General features: G+C 46.4%; 18 protein-coding genes. 11 read left to right on the forward strand and 7 right to left on the reverse strand.

Going from position 1 to position 25,702, the window contains the following annotated elements; all coding sequences use genetic code 11:
- Window positions 1-298: 298 nt before the first annotated feature.
- From AC5JBY_RS10925 to AC5JBY_RS10960, 8 genes are all read left to right on the forward strand, one after another.
- Window positions 299-3,406 (forward strand): SusC/RagA family TonB-linked outer membrane protein, encoded by a 3,108-nt coding sequence (locus tag AC5JBY_RS10925; protein WP_495904619.1) that lies wholly within the window; start codon window positions 299-301, stop codon window positions 3,404-3,406.
- An 11-nt stretch (window positions 3,407-3,417) separates the two neighbouring features.
- On the forward strand, window positions 3,418-5,400 hold the full coding sequence (locus tag AC5JBY_RS10930; protein WP_495904620.1) for a RagB/SusD family nutrient uptake outer membrane protein: 1,983 nt from the start codon (window positions 3,418-3,420) through the stop codon (window positions 5,398-5,400).
- A gap of 148 nt (window positions 5,401-5,548) precedes the next feature.
- On the forward strand, window positions 5,549-7,618 hold the full coding sequence (locus tag AC5JBY_RS10935; RefSeq protein WP_495904621.1) for an alpha-glucuronidase: 2,070 nt from the start codon (window positions 5,549-5,551) through the stop codon (window positions 7,616-7,618).
- Between the two features lie 90 nt (window positions 7,619-7,708).
- A complete protein-coding gene (gene uxuA / locus AC5JBY_RS10940; protein ID WP_495904622.1) occupies window positions 7,709-8,872 on the forward strand; it encodes a mannonate dehydratase in 1,164 nt (387 codons plus the stop codon).
- Window positions 8,873-9,040: 168 nt separating this feature from the next.
- A complete protein-coding gene (locus AC5JBY_RS10945) occupies window positions 9,041-9,727 on the forward strand; it encodes a vWA domain-containing protein (RefSeq protein WP_495904623.1) in 687 nt (228 codons plus the stop codon).
- Between the two features lie 7 nt (window positions 9,728-9,734).
- Entirely contained in the window at window positions 9,735-10,631 is an 897-nt protein-coding gene (locus AC5JBY_RS10950) for a PP2C family serine/threonine-protein phosphatase (protein WP_495904624.1), read from the forward strand.
- The gene (locus AC5JBY_RS10955; RefSeq protein WP_495904625.1) at window positions 10,606-12,165 is read left to right on the forward strand and encodes a protein kinase domain-containing protein; all 1,560 of its coding nucleotides are present in this window, start codon (window positions 10,606-10,608) and stop codon (window positions 12,163-12,165) included. The genes AC5JBY_RS10950 and AC5JBY_RS10955 overlap by 26 nt, the downstream gene beginning before the upstream one ends.
- A gap of 27 nt (window positions 12,166-12,192) precedes the next feature.
- Window positions 12,193-13,224, forward strand: coding sequence for a DUF4407 domain-containing protein (locus AC5JBY_RS10960; protein ID WP_495904626.1), 1,032 nt, complete (start codon window positions 12,193-12,195; stop codon window positions 13,222-13,224).
- Window positions 13,225-13,249: 25 nt separating this feature from the next.
- Here the strand turns inward: AC5JBY_RS10960 and AC5JBY_RS10965 are convergent, their stop codons facing one another.
- From AC5JBY_RS10965 to AC5JBY_RS10975, 3 genes are all read right to left on the reverse strand, one after another.
- Entirely contained in the window at window positions 13,250-15,478 is a 2,229-nt protein-coding gene (locus AC5JBY_RS10965) for a hypothetical protein (protein ID WP_495904627.1), read from the reverse strand.
- 63 nt (window positions 15,479-15,541) lie between these two features.
- Entirely contained in the window at window positions 15,542-15,871 is a 330-nt protein-coding gene (locus AC5JBY_RS10970) for a hypothetical protein (RefSeq protein WP_495904628.1), read from the reverse strand.
- 1 nt (window position 15,872) lies between these two features.
- Window positions 15,873-16,289 carry a hypothetical protein gene (locus AC5JBY_RS10975; protein WP_495904629.1) on the reverse strand — a complete coding sequence of 139 codons (417 nt, stop codon included), beginning with the start codon at window positions 16,287-16,289 and terminating at the stop codon, window positions 15,873-15,875.
- A gap of 504 nt (window positions 16,290-16,793) precedes the next feature.
- Here AC5JBY_RS10975 and AC5JBY_RS10980 point away from each other — a divergent pair.
- From AC5JBY_RS10980 to AC5JBY_RS10990, 3 genes are all read left to right on the forward strand, one after another.
- Window positions 16,794-16,985, forward strand: a complete 192-nt coding sequence (locus AC5JBY_RS10980; protein WP_495904630.1) for a hypothetical protein — start codon at window positions 16,794-16,796, stop codon at window positions 16,983-16,985.
- Window positions 16,986-17,125: 140 nt separating this feature from the next.
- Window positions 17,126-19,114, forward strand: a complete 1,989-nt coding sequence (locus tag AC5JBY_RS10985) for a tetratricopeptide repeat-containing sensor histidine kinase (protein ID WP_495904631.1) — start codon at window positions 17,126-17,128, stop codon at window positions 19,112-19,114.
- Window positions 19,111-19,857, forward strand: coding sequence for a LytR/AlgR family response regulator transcription factor (locus tag AC5JBY_RS10990; RefSeq protein ID WP_495904632.1), 747 nt, complete (start codon window positions 19,111-19,113; stop codon window positions 19,855-19,857). Before AC5JBY_RS10985 ends, AC5JBY_RS10990 begins: the two co-directional genes overlap by 4 nt.
- Before the next feature lie 27 nt (window positions 19,858-19,884).
- Here the strand turns inward: AC5JBY_RS10990 and AC5JBY_RS10995 are convergent, their stop codons facing one another.
- The 4 genes from AC5JBY_RS10995 to AC5JBY_RS11010 all read right to left on the reverse strand — a co-directional run bounded on the left by AC5JBY_RS10995 (window position 19,885) and on the right by AC5JBY_RS11010 (window position 25,698).
- Window positions 19,885-20,922, reverse strand: coding sequence for a LacI family DNA-binding transcriptional regulator (locus AC5JBY_RS10995; protein ID WP_495904633.1), 1,038 nt, complete (start codon window positions 20,920-20,922; stop codon window positions 19,885-19,887).
- A gap of 174 nt (window positions 20,923-21,096) precedes the next feature.
- Window positions 21,097-22,578 carry a calcineurin-like phosphoesterase C-terminal domain-containing protein gene (locus tag AC5JBY_RS11000; protein ID WP_495904634.1) on the reverse strand — a complete coding sequence of 494 codons (1,482 nt, stop codon included), beginning with the start codon at window positions 22,576-22,578 and terminating at the stop codon, window positions 21,097-21,099.
- Window positions 22,579-22,595: 17 nt separating this feature from the next.
- The gene (locus tag AC5JBY_RS11005) at window positions 22,596-24,119 is read right to left on the reverse strand and encodes a DUF5689 domain-containing protein (RefSeq protein ID WP_495904635.1); all 1,524 of its coding nucleotides are present in this window, start codon (window positions 24,117-24,119) and stop codon (window positions 22,596-22,598) included.
- A gap of 22 nt (window positions 24,120-24,141) precedes the next feature.
- A complete protein-coding gene (locus tag AC5JBY_RS11010) occupies window positions 24,142-25,698 on the reverse strand; it encodes a SusD/RagB family nutrient-binding outer membrane lipoprotein (protein ID WP_495904636.1) in 1,557 nt (518 codons plus the stop codon).
- Between the last annotated feature and the right edge of the window lie 4 nt (window positions 25,699-25,702).

The following is a 25,702-nucleotide window of genomic DNA, read 5'->3' on the forward strand; positions in this document are numbered from 1 at the left end:
CCTGGTCATATGCGATAAGGCAAGAAATTTCAATAAAAAAATGCAATCGGTTGCTATTTTGTGTTTTTTGCCTATATTCGTTTCCGCAGATAAACCCATTGTCTGCCTAAACGATTGGAACGCTACTTAAAAATTGCCGTATGGAAAAGACTATTCGTCTCTCACGCGCCTCCGTTTTTCCTTGCATTTATGTCGTACTCTCCCGTCATGGGACTTCCCCGCCCACACCTGCGGTCTGTCTGCAAATGACCCGCGTTGCTAACAATCACATTTAAAACTGTCAACCAAAACGATGGATATGAAAAAAACTCAAAACCGAGAAAGGTTTGTCCTGCTAAGGCTGATGCAGGAAAAAATAACTGCCAGGTTCTTGCTGGTGCTGTTAACCTGTTTCGCAGGAACAGCTGCTTTTGCTCAAAATACCGTGAAAGGTAAAGTAACTACCGGTTCAGGAGAGCCGGTGGCTAATGCTTCTGTAGTGGTGAAAGGAACAGCGAATGGTACCAACACGGCTGATGATGGTACCTATACCATCACAGCGGCAAAAGGCACCACGCTGGTGGTGTCGAGCGTCAACTACGCTACCAAAGAAGTGAAGGTGGGAGATAACAATACAATTAATATAGAACTATCCGCAGTTGCCGGCGATCTTGATCAGGTAATTGTGGTAGGTTATGGTACACAACGCAAAGAAGCGGTAACGGGTTCCGTAGCTTCTATTGGCGGTGAAAAATTACGCGATGTGCCTTCTCCAAACATCTCTCAGGCGCTGCAGGGACGTCTGGCTGGTGTGGACATTGCACAAACCTCCACCCGCCCGGGTGCTACCATGCAAATACGTATCCGCGGTACACGCTCACTGAGCGCCGACAACAACCCGCTGATCGTATTAGATGGTATTCCCTTTATCGGGTCACTGGCCGATATCAACCCCAATGACATCAAAAGCCTCGACGTACTGAAAGATGCCTCGGCAACCGCTATCTACGGTTCACGCGGCGCCAACGGTGTAATATTGGTTACAACAGAAAAAGGCAACAAGAACAGGAAGCCACGCATCAATTACAGTGGCTATGTAGGCGCGCTGAAAGTGTTCGCGAAATACCCGATGATGAACGGACCCCAGTTTGTAGCACTCCGCAAAGCAGCCAATCAATATCCTAACGGTCAGGATGAAGCAGATAGCCTCAACACCGACTGGCAGGACCTGTTTTATCGCACCGGCATCGTTACAGATCAAAACATTAGCCTGTCTGGCGGCACCGAGTCGGGCAGTTACAACTTTGGCGGAGGATATTACCTCAACCAGGGTGTGATACCCACACAGCAATACAAACGCTATTCGCTGAGAGGTTCGATCGATCAACAGGTAGGTAAGTACTTCCGTGTTGGCTTTACCTCCAACTCCAACTTCAACCAAAGCCAGGGCAACCAGGTAGGCTTATACAATACATTAAGTATGACGCCGATCTCCACGCCCTTCAATGCAGATGGTTCATTGAAAAGAGGTATACGCATGGCGGCCGACAACCAATATGTATATACCAGAGATGTGGTGGAAAAATTAACAGACAACGACCAGTGGGTGAACGAAACACGTGGCTTTGCTACCTACAACGCTATCTATGCGGAAGTGAAAGCCCCCTGGGTTGATGGATTGAAATACCGTGTGAACCTTGGTCTTGATTACATTCAAACAAATAATGGTGCTTATACCGGTGCTGGTGTGGGCGATGCGCTCAACCCCAATACTGCCTCTTCTGCTTCTATAGACAACAGAAATACCGTTCACTATACATTGGAAAACATCCTTAGCTACGACCGCACTTTTGGTGATAAACATACCATCAATGCAGTAGCCTTGTATTCAGTAGAACAAAGCAAATACAACAGGTCCAACATGGCGGCGCGCGATGTGCCTGCCGATGCCCTTCAATACTACAACCTCGGTCAGGCTGCCGGTCAATTGACGATCGACCCTGCCAACCAGGACTATCAGTTGTGGGGCCTCCTGTCAGCAATGGGACGTGTAATGTATTCTTACGATAACCGCTACATGATCTCTGCCACCGTGCGTTCCGATGGCTCTTCCCGTCTGGCGCCAGGACACAAATGGCATACCTATCCTGCCGTGTCCGTAGGCTGGAATATTTCCAACGAATCATTTATGCGGAACGTTTCTTTGATCAACAACCTGAAACTGCGTGCCGGCTATGGAGAAACCTCTAACCAGGCCATCGCACCATATGCCACATTGGGACGTTTGGATACAAGACCTTACAACTTCGGCCCCAGCAGTTATTCCACAGGCTTCTATGTATCGCAGCTCCCCAACCAGGATCTTGGATGGGAATTCTCCAAGACCTGGAACGTTGGTCTTGATTTCGCAATACTCAAAAATCGTTTGTCAGGTACCATCGAATATTATATCACAAAAACCGAAGACATCCTGTTGGGCCTTGGTCTGCCACCCACCTCTGGTGTGACTGGCTATACTGCCAACATCGGATCGACAGAGAACAAAGGTTTCGAGCTGGCATTGAACGGTACCATCCTCGACAACCACAACGGTTGGACCTGGGACCTGGGTGTTAACTTCTATGTAAACAAGAATAAACTCACATCGCTCGCTTCCGGTCAAACACGTGATGAAGGCAACTGGTGGTTTGTAGGCCATAACATCAATTCAATCTACGATTTCGAGCGTATAGGTTTGTGGCAAAAAGATGATCAATACCTGAGTACCCTGGAGCCAGGCGGCAACATCGGTATGATCAAGGTGAAATATACCGGTGGCTTCAAACCCGATGGTACACCAGAACGCGCAATCGGTCAGGCCGACAGGCAGATCATGGATGTAGACCCCGATTTCCAAGGCGGTTTCAATACCCGTGTATCCTACAAAGGATTTGACCTGGGTGTCGTTGGCTTCTTCAGAAGTGGTGGTATCCTGTTCAGCACCATTCATGGTTCTAACGGTTACCTGAACCTGTTGAGCGGACGCCGCAACAACATCAATGTGGATTACTGGACAGAAAGCAATACCAATGCAAAGTATCCTAAACCCGGTGGTATTGTAAGCAGCGATAACCCCAAATATGGCAGCACCCTCAGCTACTTCGACGGTTCCTTCCTGAAGGTACGTACCATCACATTGGGATACGATTTCAGCCACAGCCTGCTCAAGAAATCCGGTGCTAAACTGCGCATGTATGTTACCGCTCAAAATCCATTTGTGCTGTTCTCGCCATTCCATAAAGAATCAGGCATGGACCCTGAGACGAACTCATTCGGTAATGAGAATGCATCAGTGAACCTCAATGCAAACCTGAGGCGTATCCTCACTGTAGGATACAACACTCCTGCAACCCGTAACTACATTGTTGGCGTTAACCTGACTTTTTAAAACATTAGTATATGAAACATCTGCTTATAAAATCACTAATAGTATCAGTATGCACAATGCTGCTGTTTACAAGGTGTAGCAAAGTGCTGGAAGAGCAACCCCGTAGTTTTTACGAACCAGGGTTTTTTAAAACCGAAAAAGGTGTGTTGGGCGGTATCACATCACAGTATGCCCACCTGCGCTTTTTATATGGTCAGCCCTATTATTACAACACCCTGGAAACGGGTACCGACGAATATACCTACGGCCAGGGCGCTGATGCCAACTTTAGGGATATGGACCTGAGTGGTGTAGGACAGATAACACCCCTCAGCAGCCGCTCGGATGCTTTATGGGGAACAGCGTTTTCCAACATCAATACCGCCAGCGGCATTATTGAGAATGCAGCAGCGGTAGGCTCCATCTCGAATGCGCTGGTAGCTGAGGCGCGGTTCTTCAGGGCCTTCGATTATTTTCTGCTGGTGCAAACATTTGGCGGCGTGCCCCTCGATCTGGGTGCAGGTGAGCTGAAGTTCAATACAACACCTTCCCGCAAATCAATACGTAATACAGTGCCACAGGTATACACCAAAGCCATCTTCCCCGATCTGGTGCAGGCTATTACTGATCTGCCGGATGTGCCAAGGGTAACCGGCGGTGTTACTAAAACAGCAGCACGTCTTTACCTTGCGAAAGCGTACCTCACATACGGCTGGTGGTTGCAAAATCCAGGCAATATTCCTACCTATCCGGCAACAGGAAGAACCGATCCAGATAACCATGATGCACAATGGTATTTCCAAAAAGCATACGACATCGCAGCACAGGGCATCGACAATCCTGGTCCTTTTGGCCTGGAAAGCACGTTCTATGATCTGCACCTGGGCGGTAACGACCGCAACAAGGAAATGATCCTGTATGCCGACCACACGCAGGAAAGTGAGTTTTACAACGGCGCTTGTATAGCCTGCTTTGATAGCGAAAGCGGTAATGGAAGGAACTCTGCTGTTTGGATGGTCACCTTCAACTACACAGTGGTTAGAAGTGCGCCAAATGCCGATGGCACAGGTGCTGCTGTAAGTTCTGTTCAGCGCGAAGCTGCGCAACCTTTAGGACGTCCTTACATTCGTATGTCTCCAACAATTGGCGCTATTAAGAACACATTTGCCGATAAAACATTGGATTCTCGTTATGATGGCACCTTCAGCACAGTGTACAGAGGCAACTGGCCCAAAGGAGGAACTACCAACGCGACATTATACAATGCGAATGACCTGCCGGTGACACCCGGCCAGCCTATCCTAACTTTCCTGGAAGATGAAACACTGGCTGGCGCCATTACTTATCCCACCGGAGCTAATTTTCCCGGAAAACTATCCAGCAATAGCATAGGCGCCGGCACAATTCCCGGAAGATCCGATTTCGTGATCTCTCCCAACGGTATCAGCAGAATTGTATTCCCCGGCTTATGGAAGATGGGTGTATACCGTACCGATAACGGTACAGGATTGGGTCAACCCAATGCTACCAGCACCCGTCCATTCAAGATTGGCAAATTCTCAGAACTGTATTTCATAGCTGCTGAAGCAGCCGTGAAAGGCGCTACTACCGTTACTGGTAAAACCGCCCGTGATCTCATCAATGTGATCCGCGCCCGTGCAGGCAAATGGCGTTTCTCCAACAAGAACAATGCAGCATTTGTAGCAGACAACAGTGCGGCCATGACGGCAGCCACCCCTGCTACGATCGATATTAACTATATCCTGGCCGAACGTTCCCGCGAATACTTCGGTGAAGGACATCGTTGGTTTGATCTGGTGCGTACCCAAAAGTGGGCTGAGCTGGCTGGTTCTTACCAGATCGGTGGCGCAGCGTATGGCAACCATACTCCACAAACTGTAACACGTACCATCGAGCCTAAATACTATCTGAGGCCCGTTCCACAAAGCCAGTTGGATGGCATGGATATGACAGCCGAAGAGAAAGTGGCATATCAAAACCCCGGCTATCAATAGATCATAGCAACTCCAATAAAAAAGATTGGCTGCCCGCCGGGCAACCAATCTTTTTTATATTTAACATCATCCTTGGGTGTCACCCCTGTCGAGTCTGTCACCCTGAGCCTGTCGAAGGGTACGTTCAACGAATAAACAAGCATCTCATATGAAAACAATCTTCCTTAGCCTGTTACTGATTGGCAGCATTTTCACGATGAAAGCGCAGGATGGACATGAACTCTGGTTGCGCAACGAGAAAGCAGCTGTACCAGTCAACATCGTTTCTGCGAAAACCACACCGGCGCTCACGATCGCAAAGCAGGAACTGCAACAGGGATGGCAGGGAAAGGCAAACGCCACCGTTACCCTCACGATCACAAAAAACAACAAGCTTAAAGCAGATGGCTTCCGCCTTACACCAAACGCAGTAGAAGCCAATACGGATCTTGGTATCTTGTATGGCGTGTATGAACTGTTACGTCGTCAGCAAACTGGCGAAGCTGTGCAGGATGAAATTTGCAATCCTTCTTACGACATCAGGATATTGAACCATTGGGACAACCTGAATGGAACTGTGGAGCGTGGTTATGCTGGTATGTCCATTTTCTGGCGTAAGGATGATCCGTTTACCGTGACGGAGAAAGATAAAACACGTTGGCAGGAATATGCCCGCGCCAATGCATCCATTGGCATCAATGGCACATCGATCAACAACGTGAATGCTTCCCCATCCATATTGACACCTGATTACCTCAACCGCGCAAAAGCCGTTGCAGCCGTATTACGGCCTTATGGCATCAAAACATATTTATCAGTTAACTTCTCTTCTCCCAAAGTAATTGGTGGCATCAGCACTTCCGATCCGTTGGACCCTGCGGTGGTAAAATGGTGGAAGGATAAAGTGAAAGAAGTATACGCACTGATACCGGATTTCGGTGGCTTCCTCGTAAAAGCCAACAGTGAAGGACAACCCGGCCCACAGGATTTTGGCCGCACCCACGCTGATGGTGCCAACATGCTGGCCGATGCACTGAAACCGTACGGCGGCATCGTAATGTGGCGCGCCTTTGTATACAGCCCTAATGATAAAGACCGCGCAAAACAAGCCTACAATGAATTTGTACCTCTGGATGGACAATTCAGAGACAATGTGATCATACAGGTAAAGAATGGGCCGATAGATTTTCAGCCACGTGAACCCTTCAGCCCATTGTTTGGCGCCATGAAGAAAACACCGGTGATGGCCGAAATGCAGGTAACGCAGGAATACCTCGGACATTCTATGCACCTCGCTTTTCTATCAACGATGTGGGAAGAATGTCTTAAGAGCGATACTTACCAGGAAGGAGCCGGCAGCACGGTGGCGCGTTGTACAGATGGCAGTATCTATCCCCAAAAACTTACCGCTATAGCAGGGGTATCCAATGTGGGTTTGGATACTAATTGGTGTGGCCACGATTTTGCCCAGGCCAACTGGTATGCATTCGGACGCCTTGCCTGGAACAATAACCTCAAAAGCGATCAGATCGCAGATGAATGGATCAGGCTGACCTTTCATCCCATCGCATCTTCCAATACAGGCTCATCATTATACTCAACCGACTGGCGAGAGAACTTCCTGGTGCCTGTAAAAAGAATGATGCTGGAGAGCAGGGAAGCAGTAGTAAACTACATGACGCCACTTGGCTTTCACCACATCATGTCGGCCAATGGTCACTATGGTCCCGGTCCCTGGTGGGCGCCCGAAAAAATGCGACCCGACTGGACACCGCCTTACTACCACCAGGCCAGCACGAATGGCGTGGGCTTCGACCGTACTAAGAAAGGAAGCGATGCTGTTAGCCAGTATCGTGAACCGTTGGCCTCTCAGTTGAATGATCCGGCAACCTGTCCGGATATGTTCTTACTCTGGTTCCACCATTTGCCGTGGGATTATAAAATGAAAAGCGGCCGTACTTTGTGGGATGAGATCTGTGTACATTACGATAAAGGCATTCGCCAGGTGCGTGAGTTTCAAAAGATATGGGACAGGGCGCAACCTTACGTAGACAGCTTCCGCTTTAAAGCAATACAACGTAAGTTGCGAACACAAAGCAGTGATGCTGTATTATGGAAAGATGCCTGCCTGCTGTATTTTCAACAATTCAGCCGCATGCCCATACCTTATGACCTTGAACGGCCGTTGAATAACCTCGACGAGATCAGGGCCAATGAATTTATTAAAAGAATACCATAAAGCTAAAGGTGGGTCGCTCTGCTGCGCGGCTTCGGCAGCACGGCGGAGCGGCTCACCTTTAGTTAGTAAAAAGAACACAAGCTTATGTTAATGCACGAGACAATGCGGTGGTTTGGGCCGCATGATATAGTTAGCTTAAGAGATATTCGTCAATCAGGATGTGCAGGTGTAGTTACAGCACTGCACCATATTCCCGTAGGCGATGTGTGGACGGTAGAAGAAATACAACTCCGTCAATCGATGATCGAAGCAGAAGGCATGACCTGGACGGTAGTAGAGAGCCTGCCGGTAAGTGACGACATCAAGAAGGGCAGGGGCAATTACCTGCAGCACATTGAAAACTATAAGATAAGTCTTGAAAACTTGGCAGCCTGTGGCATCAAAGTGATCACGTACAACTTTATGCCGGTGCTGGATTGGTTGCGCACCAACATCAGCTACACGCTCCCCAATGGTGCTAAAGCCCTTTATTTCGAGCGGCTGGCCTTTGTAGCGTTCGACCTGTACATGTTGAAAAGACCGGGTGCCGAAAAAGATTATGAACTGCCTGAGATCGCTGCAGCCATTGATTGGATGGGAGCACACAGTGATGAAGAAAAAGAGCAAGTATTTAATAATTCCCTCCTTGGTCTGCCAGGCAGCATGGGTCGTTTTACGCCGGAGGAAGTATTGGCAGCATTGGATTCTTACAAAGGGATCAGCACTGCCAAACTAAAAGAGAATCTCATTTATTTCCTGCGCGAGGTAGTACCGGTGGCAGAAAGGCTGGGCCTCAGTATGGCCATCCACCCAGATGATCCGCCATATGCTGTGCTGGGCCTGCCACGTGTGGTAAGCTCAGAGCAAGACATTACCGACATTATTCAAGCTGTGCCTTCTCCGGCCAACGGGCTGTGTTATTGCACGGGCTCACTGGGCGTAAGAGCCGATAATGACCTCGTAGGCATCATTAAAAGGTTGGGACAACATATTCACTTCCTTCACTTGCGCAATACCAAACGCGATGCCAGCGGCAACTTCTTTGAAGCCGACCACCTGGGCGGTGATGCCGACATGTATACCATCGTACGGGAACTAATAACACTGATGAGGCAACGCAATGTTTCTTTGCCCGTCAGGCCCGATCATGGACACCAGATGTTGGATGACCTGCATAAGACGACCTATCCCGGTTATTCAGCCATCGGTCGCCTGAAAGGACTGGCCGAGCTGCGCGGATTGCAAATAGGTATTTCTAGGTCAATGATTGACTGATAGGCAATTATCAATTTTCCCTTCTACTTACTGCACTTTTATTCCTGTGCCTTAAACTTTGTTAATACGAATCCGTTGGTTCGTAAAGCGTAGGAGCTGTTTCATAAATCAGGTTTTTCTATCCCGGTAGCCATAGATTTCTTTGCCTGTAAACTAAATTATCAATCTATGGCGCACAATGATTTTGCAGGCACTGCCCCGGTAAATCACGAACAAAAATGTCCTTGCGTATTGGTACTGGATGTATCCGGTTCGATGAGCGGGGAACCTATTAAGCAACTGAATGAAGGCCTCAAGGAATTCCAAAAAGAGATTCTTAACGACGAAACGGCCACCAGCAGGTTGGAGATATCTATCGTAACCTTTGGAAGCGAGATAAACGAAGTACAATCTTTTTCTTTATTGGAACACTTTAACATGCCTCAGCTGCTCATTAACGGTAGTACCCGTCTGGTAGACGGTGTACGGGAAGGCATACGGTTAGTAGAGTCGAGGAAAAAATGGTATAAAGATACCGGCCAAACCTACTACCGCCCCTATGTCGTGCTGATGACAGACGGCAATCCTGATGGTGGACAGGACGTAAACGGTCTCTCCGCTGAGATCCGTTTAGGCGTGGATAATAAAAAATTCAACTTCTGGGCCTTTGGCGTGGAGGGAGCGGACATGAAAATGCTGGAGAACATATCCCATCCACAATTCAAGCCGATGAAACTAAAAGGGCTGGATTTTATTAAATTCTTCCAATGGTTAAGTGCCAGCATGTCCTCTATTGCTTCATCCCGCCCGGGCGAAAGTGTCGACATCAGCCCTAAATCGGAAGAAACAAACCCTTTTCAAATCAAAATAGACTAACCAGCCTATGCAACCGATTAGTTGGAAAGTTGTAGGCACTTCCCTCACAGGTAAAGCGCATATCGAAAATAAAACGCCCTGTCAGGATGCACATCATATAGAACTGTATGGAGATACGAGTGGCATTGCTGTAGTAAGTGATGGCGCCGGATCTTGTGAATATTCACACCTCGGATCTGGCTTCGTAGTTCAAAGAGCCACAGAGAAAGTGAAAGGATTGTTAGATGAGAATCCTTGGCTCGATCTGGAACAGGTTGTAGATGAAAAGGATTGGTCAGCCGGGGTAACCACACTGTTCAAGGAGTTGCAGGAAGATCTCAGGCAGTTTGCACAGGAAGAGGCAGTAGATTTTAAATCCTTGAGTTGTACCCTGATCCTGTTGGTCTTTTCACCACATCGAATACTGGTGGCGCATATAGGAGATGGCCGCGCAGGCTATGCAAATCATGAAGGAGAATGGAAAAGCCTGATGATGCCCTTCAAGGGAGAACAGGTAGGGCAAACGGTTTTTCTTACCACCGAGTGGTTGCAGGATGCTTGGGATCAGGTTGTTGAAGCAAAAGTGATCAATGATTCCGTCAGCGCGTTTACACTCATGTCAGATGGCTGTGAACTGGCTTGCTGGAAATGCTATGACAAATACCCGGATGAGGAGCGCTACTATGATCCCAATAGCCCGGACCAGGATTTCTTTGATCATAACGTAAAAGCATTGCGTTCCATGTATATCAGTGAATTGAGCAATCAGGAAGTGGAAGAGAAATGGGCTGCCTTCCTGCAGAATGGCAACGACGTGCTACGTAAGGAAACAGATGACAAGACCATGATCCTCGGCGTATTCGTTGGAGAAGAAAATCAACCCAAAATATCAACTGCTTATGGCGATCAAGCTGACTACGAATAATGGAAAAACAATACAGGTTGAGGAGGAGGCATTCAGTTCGGGCGGGCAGGGTGGTGTGCACCACATCATTGGCGGACAATCGAATCTGATAGCAAAGATCTTTTACCATGAAAGTCCTGAAAAGCTCGCGAGGGCCAAAAAGCTCGAGGCGCGCATAGACTTTATGATCAAAAACTCTCCGGTAAAAGGGAGTTCGCAAACCATTCAGAATACATTGGTGTGGCCGCGGGAAATGCTATACCGGGATGGGCATTTTGTCGGTTTTATTATGCCCGTAGCAGGAGATCCGCAATCAAAGGAAAGACCGGTAAAACTGACTTTTCTTTGTAAGCCGGACCTGAGCCGGTTAATAAAGAACTTACCCCAGTGGGATAAGTTCAAGCGCACACAGCCCAAGGCAATGAAGACCCGCCTCAACCTTTGTTATAACATTGCCCGGACCATTCAGGCCGTGCACGATGCAAAGAACTATGTATTGGTAGATCTGAAGCCTGATAACATCCTGATCAATTCCAACGGCTGGATGTCGATTATCGACATGGATAGCATACAGATATCCCGCAATAACCAGCTGCTTTTTCCAGCGGAAGTGTTTACGGAAGAGTATGTTCCGCCGGAGTGGCAGAAAAACCATGCGGCCATAACCAAGTCGCCAAAGGACGAATCCTGGGACAGGTTTAGTTATGCTGTATTAGCGTATCAATTGCTGTTAGGCATACATCCTTTCACGGCTTCACATGCGAAGTTTCATGCTACCAGCGATTTTATCAGGGAAGGCTTATTCCCCAATGGAAGGAGGAAAAGTGAATGCTTCAAAATACCGCAGCCTCATATGGCGTTTACTACCCTCCCTCTCGAGATCCAGACTTTATTCCTGAAGTGCTTCGAAGACGGATATACCGATCCTGCTAAGAGACCCTCCATGCAGGAATGGTCTGCGGCGATCATTGATATCTTGAACAGGCCGGCGAAGATACACTGGTTCAAGTCAAGTGTGTCGGTGCGCGAAAACAGGAACCCCGTTCGCATCTCCTGGCAGGTTGATGGCGCCGATAAACTGTTGTTGGATGGTAAGACAGTGACGGGTCTTTCTTGGATGGACGTAACGCCAGACTATGACACTACCTATACATTAGAAGCCGTCAGCGGCTCTAAATCCGTGAAAGCGCAGCTGCTTATAAAAGTCGATCGCCGCGCGCCTGTTATACAACTCGATTGCCAGCGGTTACCTGCCAGTTCGGAAAAGAGGATCGTCAAGTTGAAATGGCATACGGAGCATGCAGAAGAAGTGCAAATAGATCAAGGCATTGGCAAAGTAGCCAAAACCGGAAACATGCAGCTAACGATCGAAAAAGATACCGTTTTTACCGTCACAGCTGTCAGTCCATTAGGGATCGTATCATCAAAAACGGTTAGCGTTGTGATCATTCCTAAACTTAATACCGCACCAACCTTGAAAAGCATACAACATAAATCTATCGGCCGGGATTTCAAATTGGATACAGAAAACCGGCCATGGAACAAGAAAAAGTAAACTCTCCACACAAAACAATCACTGGTTATGAACAAGTTTTTTTATTATCTCTCCAAAACAGACCCGAGGTTAATAAAGGGCTGCAGTGCCAAAGCCAAAAACACCCAGGCTGCCTTTGGCATATTCGTATTTTTTACTGGGATCATGGCATTTGCATCTGGAGCTTATGCCCTAAAGATGGCCTGGGGTACCAATGACGTCAGGTTTGCATTGGGCGGGCTGCTTTATGGTCTCATCATTATGGCCTTTGATCGGGAAATTGTAGCCGCCAAAGATAAAAAGGCTATCCTTGTCCGTATCCCATTGGCCATTATTATCGGCATCGTATTGTCTGTACCATTGGAACTGAAAGTCCTGGAAGGAAGGATCAATGAACAACTGGCCGATGAACTGGGCAAAAAGAATGCGCCTAACGTGGAAAAAAGAGAAAAAGAAACACAGCGGTTGAATGATACAGAGAAGGAACTGAAAAATAGCTTCAATCATCATGAACAGCAGGTGCAGTATTGGGCAGAAATTATGGATCAGGAGCTTGCCGGAAGAGCGATAGAAGGAAGAACACAACAAGCGGGTCCCGGTCCCGTGTATGAAAATGCCAAACAACATTGGGAGGAAGAGAAAATAGCTAGGGATAAAGCAAGAAGCGACCTTGATCAATTTATGAACAATAAACCCAAGCTGTTGCAAGATGCTACAGCGCTTTACAAGCAGGATATTCCTATGAAATCAAAAGATCTGCTATCTCGCTATATCGCGCTCCAACGGCTTAAGAAAAACGATACGCCTGGCGATGTACATAAAGCCGAAGAAGCCAAAGCCACGAAGTATATGTCGTTGGGTTTGGCGATTTTGATCATTTTCATTGAGTTATTCCCTGCGCTCATGAAACTTTTCAAGGAAAATACAGATTACGATGATTTGGTGGCGGCACAAACAGAATTGAATAAGGGGATTATTACTATTAAAACCAATCAGCGTCTGGACTACATAGTAAATAACCCAGGCGCTTTTATAAAACCTGATGCCATTGATTCAATCCAGGCGCAGATGGAGGTTTAGCGGTAAGATTCCTCAACCAGGTTGCTTATTTTAACTTTGCTAAAGATTCAGCGGCTTCTTTGATGTTGCCCTGCATCTTTTTCCATTTTTCAAGGACCAGTCTTTTGTAATCCTCTTTGTTAAGCCCATCCATGCTTGAGATGACCGGATGAGCAGCATTTACGATCTTGGCCGCTTCTTTTGAAATAGTCGTGTTGATAAGCGTTTTATGAACACCGTTGATCAAAGAAAAACGACTCTTGACCAGGGCAGACTTAAACGGCTCTGGTTTTCCATTGGATTGAGTGACAATAGCTGCCCTGTTTTCGTTGTCGATAACCTGCTGGCGCGCTTTTTCTTCCTCATGTTCAAGTACATATGAAAATTCTATAAACGTTAGCGTAGCCAATTGTTGCAGTTGTACATTGTCATCCTTAAGCCAGTCGAACATCAGTTTTTCTATCTCAACAAAAGGACGTGTTTTGTGGATCCAGATATCGTAATCTACATTGTTGATCTTGATGGATCTCTCCCCTCCTTCCAGCTCTTTTCGTTGTTCAAGGTACCATTGGCCGAATCCGTAAACAAGCTGATCACGCTCATCGGCCGATAGCTTCGGCAATAGGATGTCGATCAGGTCCCGCTTATTATTACTGATGCCTATCTGGTCTATGATGTTCAGCAGCAACAGGTTCTTCAGTACATGATTGTTTTCTTTTTCCCTGATGGAATACAATAGTTGATAAGCTGTTTTCCCGCTGATCAGTTCGTGCTCATCTTCCAGTTCTATAATTTTCCCAATAGCCAGTATCATCGCTGCCTGCAATTTGTCCCGGTCATTCAGCTCTCTTGGGTTGCTGGCGGAAGCGTTGCCCTCACAATACTTTATACAGGAACTAATGACCTTGCTTATCCTATGCTCATCATCGAGGAAAGCCAATGCCAGGCCGATGGCTACCGGGTAGATCAGGTCATTGTCTTTTAACAGGCGTTCCAATGGAACAATTTTCTCTCCGTTTACCTGCATGGATCCACTGAATTGTAAAGCATGGTGACGTATGATATCCGGGATGATTTGAATAAACCTGCTTCTGACCAGCCGGTGCGTGTCATGTAAGAATGAAAACAACAACTCGATCAACTCTTTCGATAAATGATTGGGAGTGTCGTAATTAGCTGCTTTACCAATGGTTAAAATGATGGCAGACCGCATATAAGCAACCGGCGTAGCTGCATTTTCCCGTCCTTTGATCAGTTCGCTCATAGCCAGGGTAAATTGCGAACTCTTTTGCCAATCGTTCAGTACTTCAAATAACTGTTTGTCGCCGCCGGGTATTTCACGCCAGTTGGCAATCGCTCCGGCTGCTATGTTCTGCAATTCCAGTGCATCCTGCGAAGCGAGTATCAGCAGTGGTTCCTCGATCAGGCTTCTCGATACCCTACCCAGGTCACTTAACAGATTGCTGACCATCATCCTCAAAGTATTTCTCTTTTGCCTGCTACCATATAGTTCCGAGTTGCGGTGACTGTTCTTGGAGGCTTCTATCGCCAAACTAACACCCACTTCCACAGCCATTTTGATATGTCTGCGATGACTATACCAGGAACTTTGTATCAACTCGATACGCTGGTTGGGATATTTGTTTCGGATATAACGTTGTTCGCGGTTCACCGTGTCGTACTTGAAAAAGTTGAACAACTTTTCAATGTCTTTATAATCCAGCGCCTTTAAGCCGTCGTGGCTGTATTGCCAGGCAGATTCTGCCAGGATCTTTGCTACGCCAAAATATTGGTCATCGAATAGGTCACTGAACAAAACCATGCTAAGGCCAATATATTGCTCTAGTGGGTTGAGCGCATGAAACCATTTGTGCAGCAGCGTATCCTGCTTATTAAGAGAGTGCTTGAGGCAGTCCTGAATGATCGTGAGATCAACAGTACCCTTTTGGGTCGATAGCTGCCGCACAAAAAAATGCACCTGTTCGGGTGTGGAGAAATTCTTTGCCAATTGCGATATGCTTCCACCCGGGAGGTCCGAGCTGGTAGTGACGGACCTCAGGCCATTACTGAATGATATGTTCCCGATCTCTTTATTGATGGCGTTGACCAATTCCTGCACGATCAGTGCCGGATCATAATTGATATTCTTGTCATCGAGATTTATCCAGTATTGCTGTTGCAAGGACGGTGTAAGTTGCCAGGCTTTTTGCGGCGTATCTGTGCTGATCAAAAAGTAAAGCTTCTGCTGCTGCGCGATCTTTTCCAATTCCTGCAAATCATAATTAATATGGTGAGGCTGCAACTTCTGTAAAATGAATACTCCCGGCTGGCAGCTGCCCTAGGCAGAAAACAGGCTTTGACGTTCGGTAACACCTATCCAATCGAAAACATCCAGCTTGGAAACAACCGTCAGTTCTTCGGCAAGGTAGCGGAGTAAGCTACCCTTGTCAAAACCATAATCACCCCCTACAACAATCAGCCTGTTCGTTCTTACATGCTGGATCATTTGGGAAGCTATGGTCGGGGGCAAATAACTTTTTTTGAAGCCACTGACATTGATCTTGGGGAAAAGCTCTTGCGGGTTATTATTGATAATATTACCCTTAAAGTCCCGGCCAATACCAATAATGTTCTTTCCGATCTGGATGCTGGTATTTGATGTACTCATATCAATGATTATTTAAAGTGCCATTGAAATCACGTCCAATATTGGTGACATTTTTAGGTCCAATACTCTTGTTGTCATTTTGGGGGATTTCGTTGTTTTCAGACTTCGAGGATTCGCCTTTTTTTTCTTCTTTGATACTCTTTTTGTATGCATGATAATCCCTTAGCCCAATATATTGGGCTATTCGATTAATGTGAGGAGGGCTGAACTCCACAGAAGATAACTGCTGTCCGATGGCTATTTTGATCGCCCTATAAGTATCGTAAAGATACCTCCCTTTAAATTGAATATCATGCGAAGGGTCTTGTTCATTGATCTCTAAAGCGAGTGTCTCTGAATCTGAGTGCTCATAGCTTAAGTTGGCTTTTTTTGCAGCGTCATCAAAGAGACGTAGAAGTACTTCAGGTGGGTATTGCATATTTTTTCAGATAAAAGAAAAGCCATTCCTACATATGCCAAAACCTGTTTTACCAACATGTCTAATTCCTTTTTGAACAGGTCAACAGGCTTCACGAAATACTCTGGAATTATTCCGGAATAACTATGTAAATACAATGAACACCAACTCAAAGCAATCGTCGCTAATATTCTGAATTTTGATTCAGACAAACGGAAAAGATAGAGTGGTCTTTGAAATACTGGTCTTCGAATGCAGGAAGTGCGCACAATACAGGCGCTTGGAGAAAAATGGCCATAAGGCTTAATGCCTGAGTTTTAAAAGTTTTCCAGGTAAATGTATTTCCTGCTTCAGGGAGAACAGTAAGAATAGATCATCTTCTTTTACCCGGCTTGTGATAGCTGGTACCGCTATCAGAGAATCATTAACAACTTAAATTTTAAAATTATGTTTCGTGCTAAAATTAGCAGGAAGAGAAGGGACCTGCATATAAATATATCCTTCAATAGTAAAATGGCTAAGGATATGCAAGATTCACTTAGCGACTTATTAAGAAAATTGTTTCCCCAGGAAACCCCCGTTGCAGCATTTGACGATGAAGGTGGCACAGGTAGCGGTGGTGGTACTGGTAGCGGGGGAAGTGGTGGCAGTGGTGGAGGTGAAAATCAGGGAGATCCTTCTCCCACACCACCGGATGATGGTAAGGGAAAGCCATAGAAGTTTTAGCTCATTTTTCTGGAGACAATGATCATGATCAAGAGTCGTATAGGGCGGGAAGAATCCCGCCCTATTTTATTGGCGACTTATCGAAAGTTATTTTATTTTACTACATTGTACAAAGATCTTCAACTTCAGCTATGGGTAAGGGTATTTTGTTTCTATTACTTTTAGTTTATGGACTACCCGGAAAAGGCCAAACCAAAACGATACTGACTGAGCAGCAAAATTGGTACGATCAGGGTAAATCCTTTTATCAGAAAAAAGACTACACAGCCGCGATAAATGCATTTAAACGCGCTGAGTCGATTGCCGTTCAGCAAAAAGACACACTTCTATTGATGAATGCACTAAGCAGAATAGCGCTGTGTTTTGCTGGCCGTGAAGACTATCAACAAGCCGAGAATTACTACCGAACGGTCCTCGTATTGGAGTTGGCTTACAAAGACTCCACCCGGATTGCCAAAGCCTATAACAATGTTGGATTCGCTAAACATTATTTGTCACAGCTGGACAGTTGCCTCTTTTATTACCACAAGGCGCTGTCAATTTATCGTTCTACAGGCAATGAAGGAATACCACAGTTTATCAAAAACATTGGCTTGGTTTATCAGATGAAAGGGGATGTGGAAAAGGCTGCGGCTTCACTTTTTGAGTCCGCAGAATTATTTGAAAAGCAGAATGATACACCAGAAGTAGCATCTATCTATAATATTCTTGGCAACATGTATAATGAGTCAGGCTATGACTCTCTTTCATTGCACTACCATAACAAAGGGTTGGAACTCAGAAAGAGCTTGAACGATGAGGTAGCTGTAGCCCAGTCACTCAACAACCTCGCTAATACGGTAAAAAGTGTAATTGGTACAGACTCTGCTTTGAGTTTATTCCGGCAAGCATTGGAAATTGCCATTCGGCATGGTAATAACAGGCTGCGTTCTGCCCTGCTTAACAATATTGGTGAGATATTTCTGGATCGTGGGAAGATAGATACCTGCAAAGCACTTTTTTTTGAATCCCTGAAGTTAAAAAGAGAACTGAAAGACCAGTATGGTATTGCACATACAACACATAACCTTGCCCGGGTTTCTCTTTTACAGAAGAAAAATAGTGAAGCAGAGAGCCTGGTGATGGAAGGATTGGCTATTGCTAAAGATATTAAAGCTGCTAAACTGCTTGTTAAGTACTACGGAATGTATGCTTATTTACTAACCGCCAATGAGAAGTTTAAAGAAGCAACAAGATATTATCAGCTCTATTTGGGACTTAAGGATTCGTTGCTCAGTGAATTAAAACTGAAAGCATTTTCCGAAGCAGAAGTTAAGTATCGTACCAATAACCTGGAAGAAGAAGTAGCTTATTTGCGTCCCCTTGAAAAAGAAATTGAAGTACTCAACCTGCATGCAGAGAACCAGCGGCAGCGATTAAAGTTTCAACATGCTGTTAACTGGGGTATGGGTATAGGTGCTTTTATGATGTTTATCTTAGTGCTGATGGCCCGCCGGGTAAGCGTACAACGGAAAAAATACAATGAGCTTCTTGCCTTGAAGAATGAAGAGATCTTCCACCGGGTCAAAAATAATCTCAACATCCTGATGGCTATATTTAGCGGTCAATCCCGTATGACCAGTAATGAAGAATTGAAGTCAATCCTGAAACAGAACGAAAGCCGCATCAAAACCATACGCCATCTTCATGATCGCCTGTCAAGGGAGCCTAATAATAACCTATCGGCTAAAATTTACTTTGAAGGACTCATTGATGATCTTCTTTTTACATCCAATTACTCAAAGAGTAAATGTCGCATTTCTATTGGCGATGTGCAGTTGGGTGCAGATAAAACGCTTTACATGGGATTAATAATAAATGAGTTGGTTACGAATTCCATAAAGCATGGATTGGGCCAGCATCCCGATCCCTTTCTCGAGGTGCTTTTGAAGCAGCATCCAGGTTATATAGAGCTAAAAGTGAAGGATAATGGACCGGGGATCCAAAGAGAAGCCAATCCCCGGCAGGAAGAATCCTATGGAATGAATCTACTGTACAAACTTGTCAGGGAGGAACTGGAAGGAGAAGTACAGTATAGTTACGAACAAGGAGCCGTTTTCACCATAAAAATCCCAACATGAAAATAAAAGTAGTGATTGTTGAAGACGAAGTGCTGCTGGCAGATGAAATGGAGTATGCGCTACGAGATGCTGGCTATGAAGTGGTCGGCAAATTCAGGGCCGGTGAAGACGCCATTCGATTTGTTCCAACTGTAGAGGTCGATATTATATTGATGGACGTCAAATTAAAAGGGAAACTGAATGGTATTCAAACGGCACAAAAGATCCGTGATCATAAACTTATTCCGGTAATTTTTCTGTCGAATATTTCCCCCCAGGGTAAGTCTGAGGCAATAACAGCCAATGCAGCTGCCTACCTTATTAAACCATTTAATGCGGCAGAAGTAGACATTGCCTTTCGGATTGCTCTGAAGAAGGCTGCTGAAGAAACAGCCGATAATAGCAGTGATGCCAGTGAACTATCGGACGATGGTAAACCTGTCTTTACGATAAATGATCGTATCTATGCACGTGATGGAGATAGATATATAAGAATCTTACCAGCCGATATTTTATACATTAAGGCAAAAGGAAGCTATTCGGAAATCCACACCTCAGGTAAGACTTTTCTTTTAAGTCAAAATCTTGCCAAGCTTGAAAAAAAGATTCCATTTCAACAGCTTGAACGTATTCATAAATCTTATATCATTAATACCGAAAAAATTACAAGTTTCGTCGGTAACTGTGTTTTTATTGTTGAAGAGGAACTACCGATAGGCGATAGCTATAAAGATGACTTCCTTAAGAAATTCAGGTTAATATAAATTTTTAAAGGTTCTATAACCACTATTTTATCCTTTCTTCTTCAATGAAGACGCTCTGATAATAAGATCAGCACGAAGCGTAATAGAGTTGGTGCTATAAAGATTACTGATCCCTTTGAGGTGGTTGATGAGATTGGTAACAGCGGCATTGCCCATAGTGTCTCCTGAATAATCCACAGTAGTAAGGTTAGGCTCGATGACCTTGCTGATAGGATCGTTATTGAAGCCCGCAAAGGCCACATCCTCAGGAATACGAAGCCCTGCATTTTTGAGCGCGATCATACAATAGACAGCAGCTGTGTCATTGGCGGAGAACACCGCGTCGGGCCGCTTCGCCGGAGCGAGATTAAGAATATGCTTCGCCGCATCTTCACCAGCCTTCTCCGACAGCGTACTCACAAAATGCAATTTCTCCTGGAAGGATAGGTCATGATCTTTCAGCGCCTGCCGGTAACCATCGAAACGCTCCTTGTAAACATTCCTGAGCACATTACCGCCGAGGTGCATAATGCGGCGGCAGCCCTGGTCGATCAGGTGTTTCGTAATATTATAAGCAGCGCCATAGTTGTCGATGACAATAGAAGTGCTGGCACTATGCGGGTGAACACGGTCGAAGAATACCACGGGGATCTTGCGTTTGAAGAAAGGTTCCAGGTGGTTGATATTCTGGGTATCATAAGAAAGAGAGATCAGCAGCCCATCCACCCGTTTGTTGAACATGGTAGAAGCATTCTGCTTTTCCTTTTCCGCGTCTTCCAGAGACTGCGCAATGATGAGGTTGTAACCGTGTCTGTTGGCGGCGTTTTCCATGCCCGCCAGCACGGATGACATGAAATAACTGTTGAGGCGCGGCACGAGTACTCCCAGCGTTTGGGTACTTTTACTTCTGAGGCTGCTGGCAAAGGTGTTCGACTGATAACCAAGCTCTACGGCGGCCTCGGCAATCTTCTTCCGGGTGTTTTTATTGACAGAGGGGCTGTTCTTCAGGCCCCTGCTCACCGTGGCGGCGGAGATGTTAAGGTGCTTGGCAATGTCGTAAATGGTGACTTCCCGGTTTTCGGCCATTATCTTGGTTGGTTGTTCACCAAAGGAAACAAGCTTTTTCGGAATAACAAAATGCCAAGGGTAGTTTATAAGTTAAAAAGTTAATAGGTTGAAAAGTTAGCAAGGAGAGGTGTTTTCCTTATTAACCTTTCAACCTATCAACTCGTCAACTATCGGACTATGCCAACTATCGCGCTATCCCAACTGCAGCACCTCCGTAAACACATTCCCAAACCTGTCCGTTGCCTTTACGGTAATCTTTTTAGCCGTGGGCGAGGGCTTGGCAAAGAAGAGGTGGTCGGTCAATGTAGGGTCTACAAACTTGTGTTTTTTGGGCAGTTGAGGTCCGGCATACAATTCTACCGACCAGGGGTCCAGTTCAACACGCTGCTCCATGGCGCCCTTGGCCACCTCATCTTCCCACCATTCTATCTTCCATTTCGGGTCCCAGTTCCACACGTTGGCGGCAATTTCATCGGGCGCGGTGGTCAGTTTACCTTTGCCATAGACACGCAACTGATGGTCTTTCTCCTTGCCAGTGGATTTGTAGTACCATTTAATGTCGTCGCCATCTACTTCATACACGCCATAACCATTGGGAGTACCATCGCTGCAGATGGGCCCGGTCCACCAGGCGCCGCACACAGTACCGTGTACGTGCTCCATCAGGTTGTCTTTCTCCCACTTCTCATTCACATGCGTGTGGCCCGACATGATATGCACTTTATAATTCTTCAATAGTTTATATAGCTGGTTCCTGTTGGCCACAGTACCGCCGATGGCTTCTTCCGTCAGCTTGTTCCTCCGTTGGTTGCCGGTGTCCGTAGGAATATGGTTGCTCACCACCACGGTAGAACCGGGCTTCACCAGCGCAAGGTCCTGCTCCAGCCAGCGCAGCTGAGTTTCCGTGAGATAGCCAATGTATTTCTTGGCAGTGCCGATAAAGAACACATTATCCAGTACCACGTAATGCACCCTGCCGCGGTTATAAGAATAGTAAGTAGGGCCGAATTGCTTTTTGAAGGTCCTGGCCGATACATCATCCGAACCACCGTCGATATCCATGTCATGGTTGCCGATCACATTGAAGAAAGGAATACCCGCAATGTCAACCGCTTCGCGGTAATCGTCGAACAATTCAAAGTGGTCCCACACGAGGTCGCCACAACCAACGCCATGAAACAACGTGTTTGCAGGATAGCCTGCTACCAGTTTTTTCAGATCGGGCGCTGCTTCTGCTTTGAGTTGTTCAGCATCCTTCTTGGAAATGATCTGCGTATCGGCCCATACCACGAAGTTGTGCTTGGTATCGTCAACAGTTAGTTTCTCCAAATTGAAGTCAGCCTTGAAAGAACCTTCCTTTTGTGTAATAGGTTGGTAGAATTGAGCAATCCCTTTGTTGTTGGGAAAAGCATAACCCGCAGGCAGGCTGATGTATACGAACTCTGCCGCCGAGTGGGCATTGAGGCTATAGTTACCTTTTTTATCAGTAGTGGTTATGCTAAAGCCGTCAGTTACTGCCACACCGGCAATACCGTTGCCATTGGCTTGCACGCGTCCTTTCAATACAAGACCGGTAATGAACGAAGTGCCGGCAGCCTGTGCGATCATGGTGGGTGCGGAAAATGCAGCCCCTGCAAGGCCGAATGTTCTAAGAAAACTTCTTCTGTTGAGCATATTGATTAAAATGATATTTATTTCAGCTTCGTTGCAGTCTCTCCTTCGATCTCTGCAACCAAAGATTCTTTAGTGAGTTGTTGATTCGTTTGCGTACGAGCCTTTGTCCATCTGCCCAGGGAAAGATTGTACTCGCCACCCAGCAGTTGAAAATAACCCTGGTCAGCGGTAGGGTAGGTGAGGCAAAGCGTATTCGATCCCTGACGGTAGAAAGGCTGGTCAGCGAGCGTGATGGGGTTCTTCACATCATACCAGTCGTTGTTGGTGATGCGATAGCCGGCAGCTGGTGGTCCGGCGCTGAACAAGCTACCCCCGTTAGATACAAAGATCACATCGACAGGTCTTGTGCTGGCATTTACAGTAGTGCCTTCGAATACAGCGAGGCCGGATGCGTTACCACTGTTGGCAAACAAGCCACCAGTCTTAGCCCCAAATCCATCGCCATCGGTAGTGGTGTAGTTGAAAGCACGAACCCAGTTGGAAGTAGTCATACTGGTTGAGCTGGCGCCATTGATCCTTTTGTTGCTGCCGCCAACATAAAAGTAAGTGCCTTTGGTAGCAGTACCTGTAGTCATATTGAACTTGTAAGTACGCTGATTGCCGGTACCCCATCCGTTGGACGGAATACCCGACGGGTTAGAAGCGTTGGCATTGTTGGTCACTACTACAGAGAAAGGAGTAGTGGCAAAGTTGATATCCTTGGTAGCCATCATTTGAATATACTCGTAGTTGCCATCACCGCCAGACACATCGGCCATAAAGCCGGTAATGATAATTGGCGGTATCTCGATAACGGAGCTGAGTACTACTACATCGTTGCCGGTGCGCAGGTGAAAGCGGGGCGCTACCGAATCTTTGCCGGCAGGTATATTGAATACGATACCATAGAAATTAGCCAGTACAGGAGCCGGCGTATTGGCAAAGTTGGAACTCGCTTCCGTATGAAGTGTTATATTACCAAACCCGTCATTCAGTGTTTTGTCTCCGGATAACACATCGCCAGGAGCAGGCAGAGGGTCGAAGCCACCCTTCACGACAACAGATAAAACACTTTCATAATCGCCTGGCTTGCTCAGCATGGAGCTGATGGGAACCCGCAAAGCAAGATATGGATTACCGGAAGAGATTTTGGTAACGGCGCTGTTCGTAAGGCCGGTGATCTGAAGAATGCCATTCTCTCTTTTCAAGATACTCCCTTCTACCTTGATATGAAGTGAGTCGCCTGGCTTGTAATTGGCGGCATCGGCTCCAAGGTTGATGGAAATACCACGCAGTAAATTAAGCCGGCGGATATCCTGTACCACTAGCAAGCCGGCAGGCAGGTTGCCGCCTGAGTGGTCAGATACCACCATGCAGGCAAGCGAGGTAGAACCCAGCATGTTTTCTTTGGTAAGTGTAACTTCCTGGCCTTTGTATATATTCCTCAGATCGTATAGCGCCAGATAAGGGCTTACCTCTCCGCCGGGATACTTGTCCTTTTGGCAACCCCACAAAGAGATCAATGACAGCAAAAAGAGCGTATATAAGGTGATCTTTTTCATTGTTCTGTTTTTTGTAACTGTTTTACGGTTTCTGCCACCACACCTGCGTGGATATCGCATCAGGCCCCTGGTTGGCAACAGCTATTTTGTAATTGGTTGGATTAGTAGATTGAACATATACCGGGTAGGTCATCCTGGCCGGCATTACACCATTGTTCTTTAAGCCTGGTCCCTTGGGTAAGTTGGGGTGACCGGTACGACGGTATTCAAACCACTGCTGCAGATCCACGAGAAACAGTGCATAATACTTCTGAAGATGGATCAGCTCCATTTTTTGATCTTCAGTATAGGTATCATCCCAGTCGATATCGGCTGCCGCCAGTTGATCCTGGATGTTATAGATCTTGGTAGAAGTATCGGGCCAGTTGGGCAACCACAGCTTGATGCTGGCGTCTGCACCGTTTTCATAAAATGTCTTGGCGGTACCATTGATCCATCCTTTTACGGCTGCTTCAGCGTACATGAGGTTCACTTCCGCAAAGTTCATGATCATACCGGTCATAGGGTCGTTCATTAAGGAAGGACCGGCGCCACTATTATTCGTGTTGGAATAGAAGTAGGCTTTCTGACCGGGATCTTGTCCGGGCAGGTAACCACTCGGTACACCTATGAAGTTACCCTGCGAAGGAGCGATGCCCCAACGGTTGGTTTTGGTAGGCGTACCGGTTCCATAAACCGGGATATTGATACGTGGATCATTCCACTTTCCAAGCGTTTCGATGAAAAAGCTACCGAGGCTCGGCGCCCTGAAATCCTGTTCGCGCACAGTGATGAAAGGAGAAACATAGGGGCCGGCACCCGTCCACCTTAAAATAGCCGATTCGTCGTTTTTGGATATCTTGGGATAAGTAGAGGCTTTCGTATCTACGATCTCTTTGATCTTGGCAATAGTAGCAGCGGCTACTTCGGCTTTGCCGGAGATGCGGAGCAACAACCGCAGATAAAGCGAATTACCAAACCTTCTCCATTTGGCAACATCACCATTATATACAGGATCGCTGGATGCTACGATAGCGGGTGGGCTGCTGCCCAGCAGCGTGTTGGCTTCTTCCAGCTTTTTAAAGATATCGGTATAGATATCCTTTTGTGTATCGAAAGCTGGTTCAAAACGAAGCGTGTCTTTAGCCTGGTTCGATTGGAAGTAAGGAACATCACCGTAGGTATCGGTGAGCATGGAGTATACCCACGATTGCAGAATGAGTGAAATAGCCTGATAAGATTTATTCAGCGTGGCTGTATCCGATGCAATCCGGTGCATGTCTTTCAGGTTGGTCATTTCAAGATACCAGCCATTGTAAAGGTTGTCAGACCAGTTGGAACGGTAGTCGTACCTGAATACAGTGCCTTCACCATCATTCCTGTTTACGGTAACCTGCATCAACTCGTTGTTGAAGTTGCGGTTGCGCAGTTGGTTATAGCCCATGATGCCTACCAGTGCAGGCGCCAGCAACTGGTGTGGTTGCGAAGAAGGCGTATTGTTCGGATCAGTATTGGTGTCGGTAAAATCTTTGGTGCAGGATGCAAGCACCATGCTGAACATCACTACTGCCAGTATAAATTTATGGATAGTCGTTTTCATTTTT

Source organism: Paraflavitalea sp. (assembly GCF_059502485.1).